Origin of the sequence: Pseudobutyrivibrio ruminis, assembly GCF_015057245.1 — a bacterium.
GTDB classification, from domain to species: Bacteria; Bacillota; Clostridia; order Lachnospirales; family Lachnospiraceae; genus Pseudobutyrivibrio; species Pseudobutyrivibrio ruminis_E.
In genome coordinates, this window is sequence record NZ_SVET01000013.1 from 62,921 (window position 1) to 71,274 (window position 8,354).

Consider the following 8,354-nt stretch of genomic DNA (forward strand, 5'->3'; position numbering starts at 1 on the left):
AATTAAAAAGGCGGCCAAACGGCCGCCTAAGTTAAAATTATTAATCTACTTAGCCTTGTAACCACTCAAATTTCAAATAAGTCGACGCACCTATCATATTAGTTCTCTCCTCCTGATTTTTTGCTGTTTCTTGAATATTTTTCTTCACTTGACGTTGACTCTCGGCCCACTGTTGTTTTTCTGATATAAATTTACTCTGGAAAGGAATCTTCTTTTTAATCATATTTTTCTCACGATTTTCCTGTTTTATGATTGCCTTTTGAACACCTTGAATTCTATTAATTAGAGCTTCACATTCAGTCTCATCCAAAAGATCTACCATCATATATTTTATTATTTCTGGAGTCAAACTTTTAATCTTTGCTGCCAATTGGACATCCATTGCAGGAAGAACAAATACATCATCCACCTCCATATTCCTGATAAAGTGATAATAATATCCATTATTATGAATAGTGTTATAATCTAATTTTCCAAAAGATGTGTCATTGTCGATGCCCGTGATTTTTTTAATAACATTTTTCCCATGTTCATCCTTTTCCATTTCTATAAAATAATTGGCTCCATGTCTATCTACTTGGCCGCAAATGAAATCCAACACTTGAAGGGACAAAAGCTGCTGATATGCTTCTGTGGAATAATATGTCTTCTGATTCTCATTTGTAATTTCTCCAGTATAATCAACATTATCTTTTTTATACTCATTTTTTTCTTTCTTTCTATATGCATTCTCTTCCTCCCCTGGAGCCTTGTCCATCATTACGCCCCTCATTTTACGCCCATTAATAGTAATATCAGTCATCTCTGAATGAACTATCAGTCCGGATAATCCCAGCATATCAGCCATGCGTGAAGAAGCGACATTACGTTTTGCCATTTTTGAACCCTTCTCTATTTTAGGGACTCGCACAGAAAATTGCTGAAGTGTCAGAGCTTTTGTTACATTAAATACTGAATCTATAAGCTGCGCATAGTCGGTCATCGCCAATTGCTTTTCCAATTCAGCTTTCACTTCTAGTTCCTCTTCATTTTTTTCATCAATCACCTTGATTTTTTCTTTTATCTCATCATATTCTTTCTTAGCATTCATGAATTTATCGCTCATCTGTGTTTTCATAGACAATTCTGCTAAGTACGTTTCAACCAAATTTTTGCCTTTATATAAACCACGTAAGCCAGAGCTCTGATTCTCTTTATGGACCTCCCTGGATTTATCATCCACTTCCTTTATAAGAGATTTGTATAAATCTAACTTTAAAAGATGTTTTTCCTTGTCTTTAGCTTTATTATCTAAACTCTGTTTTTCCTGTTCAATAGCATTAATCTCCCTATCGAAAAGACTATGAGCATCAAACTCTGGCAGAGTTTCCTCTTCTTTAAAGAATTTTTTTTCGCCTTTAATATCTATAATATACAAATCAGAAGTGCAACCGCCTCCCCTATTAATAGTAACACCGTCCACCTGGTCTTCATATACATGGTTAGTACGGATTTCTGTAATAAGACTTTCCCACGTTGCTCCCTCAGGAACTTTATTTTTCCCGCTTTGGTAGCTTTTTATATATTCATAAAATTGTTGTGATTCCCAACTGACCTGCTCATAAAAATCCTCAACCATCTGCTTTCTTGCCTTTCCTTCACTGGTCCATGGGTTTCTATTTTTAATATATTTTCTGCAGGCATTGCAGACATCGAGAAAAGCTTTTTCCATTTTTTCTACTGACTCTTTTGAAAGACTAACTGGAGTTTCCAAAAGATTTTCCAGTTTTTTAAGTGTGCTGGTAACATCTCCCATAAGCCCATTTTTATAGGTCTTAAACTTGCCTTTAACAATTTTCTTCCCGTCTTTAAATGAATAGTTCTTATCCATCAACATTTGAGCTTTACCTTTAAATTCGAGTTTTCTAGGCATATGTTTTTGAACCGAATCAACCTTATCTTGAAGGCTGTTCTTCTCCATAGCTTCAATCTCATTCATACTTATAGGCGCCTGCTCTTTAAGCGAAAATTCATCCTCTTGCTTCTCTACAAAAATAGTTTGTGAATTGCTCTCTTCCCACTTATATAATGAATCCACTCTATCCCCGCTCATTCCATACCTCCTCAGCAAAAGCAAAAACTTAATCTACCTAATATGAATCATTGTTCTATTTCTAGTCCACCATGCAACACTTCAATTTGCTGAATGTCATTAGACAAGCCAAGAAGCATTTTTTCAGTTTCTTTTTGGCAACTGTATATAAGCAAGTATTTTCCCTTATGTCTAAGCTTATCTGCAATATCAACAAATACATAAAGCATACTATATAAATCTTGATTATTTCCCTGTAAAACCAGTTTTGCCTCATACACATCAAATGAATAAAGTCTAACTAGCAATATTCCCATTGAATTATTTGAACGATAAAAACAACAACTTAAATCCTTATCCCAAACATTCTGCCTCAACCAAATGTCGACGGGTAGATTATCAAATTGTATTTTCGTGCATAATTCTTGTATTAATTTTCTATACTCTTTTTTGCTTATCTTACCTATACTTTTTACATCAGAAACCCCTTTCGGCTTCTTTTCAAGCGCTAAATTATATATTGCTGAAATTGGCATTTTATACATTAATTCTATGCCTTTATTAAATTGATACCCATAATTTGCCAATGCAGATTTAATGTAAAAAGGCCATTGACGATATATTTCATTCTCTGGATAGTAGTCTCTTACCTCTACATATTCTGGATTCACAGCCGGTATACACATCCTACTAACACTGACTCCACTTTTATAAAGAATATTGGAGTATTCGTCCAACATCTCATATAGGACATCATATGCTCGTACCAGTTCTGTAGGTTTGTCTCCATCTTCATCTATATCAATAAATATATGCGTTATCCACGATACAAAATGTCCTCCTTCGGATTCATCCAAGATAAACTGCAGAAGTCCAAGAGGCTCTAAATCATCCGAACAAACTCCAATAGTGAAATAACCACTAAGATTCACATTCTCATATATCCCCCTGGGAATAAGCTCGAAAAATATTTCTATATTATCATTCGAAACAGTGAAGACTTGCATTAACCTTTCTCCTTATCTTTGATACTTTCATCCCTGATCCCCACATTAACTTCTCGTTCTTCATAATCAGGTAGCAGTTGTTTTATCAAAGATTTTACTCTATCGCTTAGACAATTAATTAATATTTCTGTTTCCGGTGGGTAATTTGAAATAATCATATTAATAGTACGTATTAACATATATGCAAGATTTAATTGTTTATTTGTACCAAAAGCTGTATAAAGAACAAAATAAAGTACCCCAGATGGTTGTTTTCTCACTAAAAGTAATCCACTTATTTTTCCGTCTTCCAGAGAACATGATGAAATTTCTTTTTCGTACCAGTTCAAAGGGAGATATGCAAGGTCCGATACTGCTCCGCTATATCCATTTGATATGGCACTCATTATCGCATTACGATACATCAATATTGAAACATCAGAAATATCCCTTATATTATCAGGAACCTCCTTTTTCAGATTTAAATTAATGTTATCAATATCTTTTAAACTAATCCTGAACTGACTGCTGACTTTCTTTTTAAATACAAAGTTATAACGTTGAAAAAGCTCTACTTGCTCTTTGCTTTCCGTTTCGAATATGCTCCTTTCTATGCCAATCTTTTGAACAAGGCTCTCATATCCAGTAAAAAGCATTTCAAAAGCTTCCTTATTTTTTGCTCTAAAACAATGAATCACACTAGTAATGCTCCTATTTCCCATAGTGACATTCAATAGTTCATAAACGAGCGCCCCATAAGGATTTCCACCATCATCAAATACCCCTAGTCCTCCATAAAAGATTCTTGAGATATCATGGATTAAATCATCATCTAAAAAGGTATTTAAATCCTTCGCATTATCTTCCGTAATTTTATCTAATCGCATTACTTTGTACTAATATCCCCTAATACCCATTTCTTTAAACAAACTATATATAGAAAATAGCACCTTTTATCTGACACATCAATCAAGCAGGAAATATGTTCACACATTTTTCAGTATATTAAACAAAAGAAAGGCGGCCATAAGGCCGCCTAAGCATTACTTAGCTTTTATCTTGCATATTCCCTGAGTCATTGTTCCCATAGGACAGAATGAGCACCAGGTTCTTTCCTTGTATAAAACCATCACAATTAGTCCGATTAATGTGGATGTTAGCATCAGACTGTAAAATCCAAAGCCGAACTGAGCAACCCAATCTGGGAAAATGCTTCCATTGTATGCCCATTTCCAAGGCACCCTGAAGGTCCAGAATAACTTGATAGCTTTTCTAAGAGTTCCTGCTCCTGAAAATACTAGGTATGTCTGGAATATCATTGTTCCAAACATAGTCATGAAGAATGTCAAGAAGCCGTATCTAAACCATTTTGATGAAAGCCACTTTGGTGCTGTCTTCTGTCTAGAAAATTTTAAATTTCTTCCCAACACCCAGAACAACTGACCTCTTCCGCACATATTGTTGCAGAACCATTTATTTCCACCTACTATTGCAAAAATAAGTGGAAGAATAAAATCTATTAATCCTAACCACGCAAATAGGATATTAAAAAATCCAAGTGCAAAATAAATAATCGACCATATCCAAAGGTAGCTATACCAAGGATTCTTCTTTGTCTTAGCCATTTGCCACCTCCGAATCTACGTCTTCTAATGTAATTGCGTCTGCTGGACATGCCTTCTTGCATAGCCCACATCCTACGCATTTGATTGCATCGACAACTGCATAGCAACCTTTATAAATACTAATCGCATCCCTTGGACACTGCAGTGCGCAAACGCCGCAGGCCACGCAGATGCTTTTAACCGGGTTCGCCTTCCTTTTTGCCATTTCCTATAACTCTTTTACTTTCTGCTTAATATTTACATACAAATTCCTGGCTGAACTCATCAGGATTTCTATGTGTAGACATGTACATTCTTGTTCCTGCTGGATAAACCTTTACATTTTCAAATCCGTTGTTTTTAAGGATTCTTGCCGCATTGTAAGCTCGAACTCCGATTGCGCATACTACAATGTATTTCTTATTCTTATCGAGCTCATCAAGTCTGCCTCTGAGCTGTCCAAGAGGAATATTGATTGCATTTTCATATGAATACATTGCAAGCTCGCCTGGCTCTCTTACATCAAGAATTGTAGCGTCCTTGTCTGTGTCTGGTTCGTTCCACTCTGCGATTTCTACTAATCCTGCTAAAACATTTTCAGCTACAAAGCCAAGCATATTTACAGGATCCTTTGCAGAAGAATATGGTGGCGCATATGCAAGTTCCATTTCAGTTAAATCGTACACAGAACCACCAAATCTGATAGCTGTTCCAAGTGTATCGATTCTCTTGTCTACACCTTCTTTTCCTACGATTTGAGCTCCGTAGATTTTGCTTCCATCCATTGAGAATACAAGCTTTAAAATCATTGGCTTTGCGCCTGGGTAATAGCCTGCATGAGAATTCTGTGTTACGATAATTGACTTGTAATCCTTGTCTTTTACCATGCCACGTCTATTGAGAGCCTTTTCATTTGCACCTGTTGCTGCAGCTGTTAAATCAAATACCTTCACAACAGAAGAACCCTGAGTTCCCTTATATGTTGAAGAAATGCCCGCGATATTATCCGCAACAATTCTTCCCTGCTTATTAGCTGGACCTGCAAGTGGCACCATTGTCTTGTCGCCAAATACAAAGTCTGTTACCTCAACCACATCACCTGCTGCATAAATATGTGAATCAGATGTACGCATGTGATCGTCTACTACGATTCCGCCACGCTCGTTAAGTTCGAGTCCTGCCTCTTTTGCCAAAGCGCTGTTTGGACGAACACCAATAGAAAGGATAACCAAATCAGCTGTTACGCTCTTTCCACTTGAAAGGCTTACTGTTACTGCATTTCCCTGGTCTTCAAACTTTGCTACACCATCTCCAAGGATAAGGTCAACATTGTTAGCTCTAATGTTTTCATTTAAAAGTAATGCCATTTCATAATCGATTGGAGCCATGACCTGATTTGCAGCTTCTACAATAGTTACCTTTAAACCTAAAGCATGAAGGTTTTCTGCCATTTCAAGACCAATAAATCCTCCACCAACTACAACAGCTGTTTTAGCATTGTTATTCTCGATATATGCTTTGATTTCATCTGTATCTGGAACAGTCCACAATGTTTTAACCTTATCTGAATCAATTCCTTCGATTCTAGATCTGATTGGTGATGAACCTGTAGCAATCACAAGATTATCGTAGCTTTCCTGATACTCCTCACCATCATTCTTGCGAATAGCAATGGTCTGGTTTGCTCTATCAATAGAGATAACTTCATTGTTTTCTCTTACATCTATTTTAAAACGATTCTGCATTACCTGTTTTTTAGTAACAAGTAAATCTTCTCTATTTTGAATTACATCACCTACATGATAAGGTAATCCACAGTTTGCGTATGAAATGTACGCACCTCTTTCAAGCAGAATAATTTCTTCATCTTCTTTTAATCTTCTAAGTCTTGCAGCTGCACTTGCACCAGCAGCAACACCGCCAATAATGACTGTTTTACCCATAATTATTTGTTCCAACCTCCTTGGACTTTCTTTATCATAAAACTAATTTATTGCAATTCTCAGCTGATAGGTTTATTATATGTGGTACGAAAAATATATCAAGTACGCAGAAATTATTAACCTAGTAAGAAAAAACTGACCAAGGAGATAGATAAATGAGTAAAAAAGAACCACTTTGCGATAACATTGCCGGAGAAGATTGCGGCTTAAAGAAAGTGTTAAATATAGTTGGTGGAAAATGGAAAATTATGATTCTCTGTGTAATCGACAAAGATGAAGTCGTTCGCTACGGAGATTTAAGACGTTCTGTTTTTGGAATAACAAATACCATGCTCGCTACTTCGCTCAAGGAGCTTGAAGAAGCAAACATGGTAATAAGAACTCAATATGATGAAATGCCAGTCAGAGTTGAATATTCCCTGACTGACAAAGCTAAAAGTATTATCCCTATTTTACTAGAGCTTAAAAGATGGGGTGAAAAGAATCTTTAGTTTTCAAACAACCATTCCATTACTGCAACGCATCTGTATGCATAATCGAATGATGCCATATGATACTGAACACTCTGCATCATAGAATCATTTCCATTACCTTTGCCACCTTCTGGCTTTTCTCCAGCTTCTGAAGATTCTGCATCTTCTGAAGCTTCTGTATCTGCTGACACTTCAGTTTTTTCACTGTCTGTATCTATAGCTGGCTTTTCTGAATCATCAGAAGAACTATTTGGACCTGCGAATGATGTTTCTGAACTAGCCTCAATTGTTCCTGATGCCCATGATACAAAGTAAGCATTTGTTCCACCAGATAGAAGTTCTGATGTTGCTTCTGAAAGCTCGTCTGGAGTCCATGTTCCATCCCACTGAGCATAAGTGTAATCTACACCATCTTCATCAAACATGCTCATTACTTCCTGCATGCCATTGTATGCGCTTGTGTCATCCTCTGCTGCGAAGTAGATAAATGTCTGATCTTCCAAAGCAGAAAGTGTACTTACATCCCACTGTCCATCAACAAACATGCAAGCTGCATAAAGATCTGGGTATTCAGATGCAAGAATAAGTGTTGTCATACAGCCCATTGACTGACCAGTACCATAGATTCTATCTGTATCAACAGCATACTCTTCTGATACGTCATCAATAAGTCTCTTTGTAAGTTCTACATATTCTGTTGTGCTATAACCATTCTGGTCATCAAGAATTGTTTCTGGATAAGTTGGTACCAATACGATACTTGGATTTGCAGCTTGCCATTCATCTGATGCCCACACAAGTGCACCTCGTCCCTGTGTTAATGATGCTGTTGCATCATCACCTGCACAGCTTGAATCTGCAATAAAGACTACCATTGGATATTCTTCTGATTCATCATAACCCTCTGGCAAATAGATATTATAAGTAACAGTAAGGCCTGTTTCATCATCTGTGTACTCAACCTGATCGAAAGCATCTGAATATGCCTCTACAAGGGCATCAGTATCCTCTGCAAAGCTGTTATCTACAGTACCTGTAGATGTTGTTTCAGCCTCGGCCGTAGTTTCTTCTGTTTCAACCGCCTCACTTGTTTCTGTTGTTTCTTCTGTCTCAGTTTGTCCGCAGGCAACAGCCGATAAGCCCATTGCTCCGCATAACATTAATGCTAATAGTTTCTTCATTATAAATTCCTCCAAACAAATTTATTTCTCCTGCTTTACTATTAAGCAGATTACGAGAGATACATTTTCATATTTGGAGTATTTTATAAAGCGAGC

General features: G+C 36.6%; 8 protein-coding genes. 1 reads left to right on the forward strand and 7 read right to left on the reverse strand.

Features of this window, described 5'->3' with window-relative positions; genetic code table 11:
• Positions 1-49: 49 nt before the first annotated feature.
• The 6 genes from E7274_RS10945 to E7274_RS10970 all read right to left on the reverse strand — a co-directional run bounded on the left by E7274_RS10945 (position 50) and on the right by E7274_RS10970 (position 6,619).
• Positions 50-2,092 (reverse strand): hypothetical protein, encoded by a 2,043-nt coding sequence (locus E7274_RS10945; protein WP_304175918.1) that lies wholly within the window; start codon positions 2,090-2,092, stop codon positions 50-52.
• A gap of 47 nt (positions 2,093-2,139) precedes the next feature.
• A complete protein-coding gene (locus tag E7274_RS10950; protein WP_304175919.1) occupies positions 2,140-3,078 on the reverse strand; it encodes a hypothetical protein in 939 nt (312 codons plus the stop codon).
• The gene (locus E7274_RS10955; RefSeq protein ID WP_304175921.1) at positions 3,078-3,944 is read right to left on the reverse strand and encodes a hypothetical protein; all 867 of its coding nucleotides are present in this window, start codon (positions 3,942-3,944) and stop codon (positions 3,078-3,080) included. The genes E7274_RS10950 and E7274_RS10955 overlap by 1 nt, the downstream gene beginning before the upstream one ends.
• A gap of 156 nt (positions 3,945-4,100) precedes the next feature.
• Positions 4,101-4,682, reverse strand: a complete 582-nt coding sequence (locus tag E7274_RS10960; protein WP_304175923.1) for a 4Fe-4S binding protein — start codon at positions 4,680-4,682, stop codon at positions 4,101-4,103.
• Positions 4,675-4,887: a 4Fe-4S binding protein gene (locus E7274_RS10965; RefSeq protein WP_304175925.1), complete on the reverse strand. Its 213-nt coding sequence runs from the start codon at positions 4,885-4,887 to the stop codon at positions 4,675-4,677. The genes E7274_RS10960 and E7274_RS10965 overlap by 8 nt, the downstream gene beginning before the upstream one ends.
• A 25-nt stretch (positions 4,888-4,912) precedes the next feature.
• Positions 4,913-6,619 carry an FAD-dependent oxidoreductase gene (locus tag E7274_RS10970; protein ID WP_304175927.1) on the reverse strand — a complete coding sequence of 569 codons (1,707 nt, stop codon included), beginning with the start codon at positions 6,617-6,619 and terminating at the stop codon, positions 4,913-4,915.
• 140 nt (positions 6,620-6,759) lie between these two features.
• Here E7274_RS10970 and E7274_RS10975 point away from each other — a divergent pair, with 140 nt between their 5' ends.
• The gene (locus tag E7274_RS10975; RefSeq protein WP_304175929.1) at positions 6,760-7,095 is read left to right on the forward strand and encodes a winged helix-turn-helix transcriptional regulator; all 336 of its coding nucleotides are present in this window, start codon (positions 6,760-6,762) and stop codon (positions 7,093-7,095) included.
• Here E7274_RS10975 and E7274_RS10980 read toward each other — a convergent pair.
• Entirely contained in the window at positions 7,092-8,258 is a 1,167-nt protein-coding gene (locus E7274_RS10980; RefSeq protein WP_304175931.1) for an alpha/beta hydrolase-fold protein, read from the reverse strand. The genes E7274_RS10975 and E7274_RS10980 overlap by 4 nt on opposite strands.
• Between the last annotated feature and the right edge of the window lie 96 nt (positions 8,259-8,354).

Bases quoted from the DNA above. Each gene is read 5' to 3' on its own strand.
- E7274_RS10980 (WP_304175931.1), bottom strand. From the start codon at position 8,258: ATGAAGAAACTATTAGCATTAATGTTATGCGGAGCAATGGGCTTATCG.
- E7274_RS10945 (WP_304175918.1), bottom strand. From the start codon at position 2,092: ATGAGCGGGGATAGAGTGGATTCATTATATAAGTGGGAAGAGAGCAAT.
- E7274_RS10955 (WP_304175921.1), bottom strand. From the start codon at position 3,944: ATGCGATTAGATAAAATTACGGAAGATAATGCGAAGGATTTAAATACC.
- E7274_RS10960 (WP_304175923.1), bottom strand. From the start codon at position 4,682: ATGGCTAAGACAAAGAAGAATCCTTGGTATAGCTACCTTTGGATATGG.
- E7274_RS10975 (WP_304175929.1), top strand. From the start codon at position 6,760: ATGAGTAAAAAAGAACCACTTTGCGATAACATTGCCGGAGAAGATTGC.
- E7274_RS10950 (WP_304175919.1), bottom strand. From the start codon at position 3,078: ATGCAAGTCTTCACTGTTTCGAATGATAATATAGAAATATTTTTCGAG.
- E7274_RS10965 (WP_304175925.1), bottom strand. From the start codon at position 4,887: ATGGCAAAAAGGAAGGCGAACCCGGTTAAAAGCATCTGCGTGGCCTGC.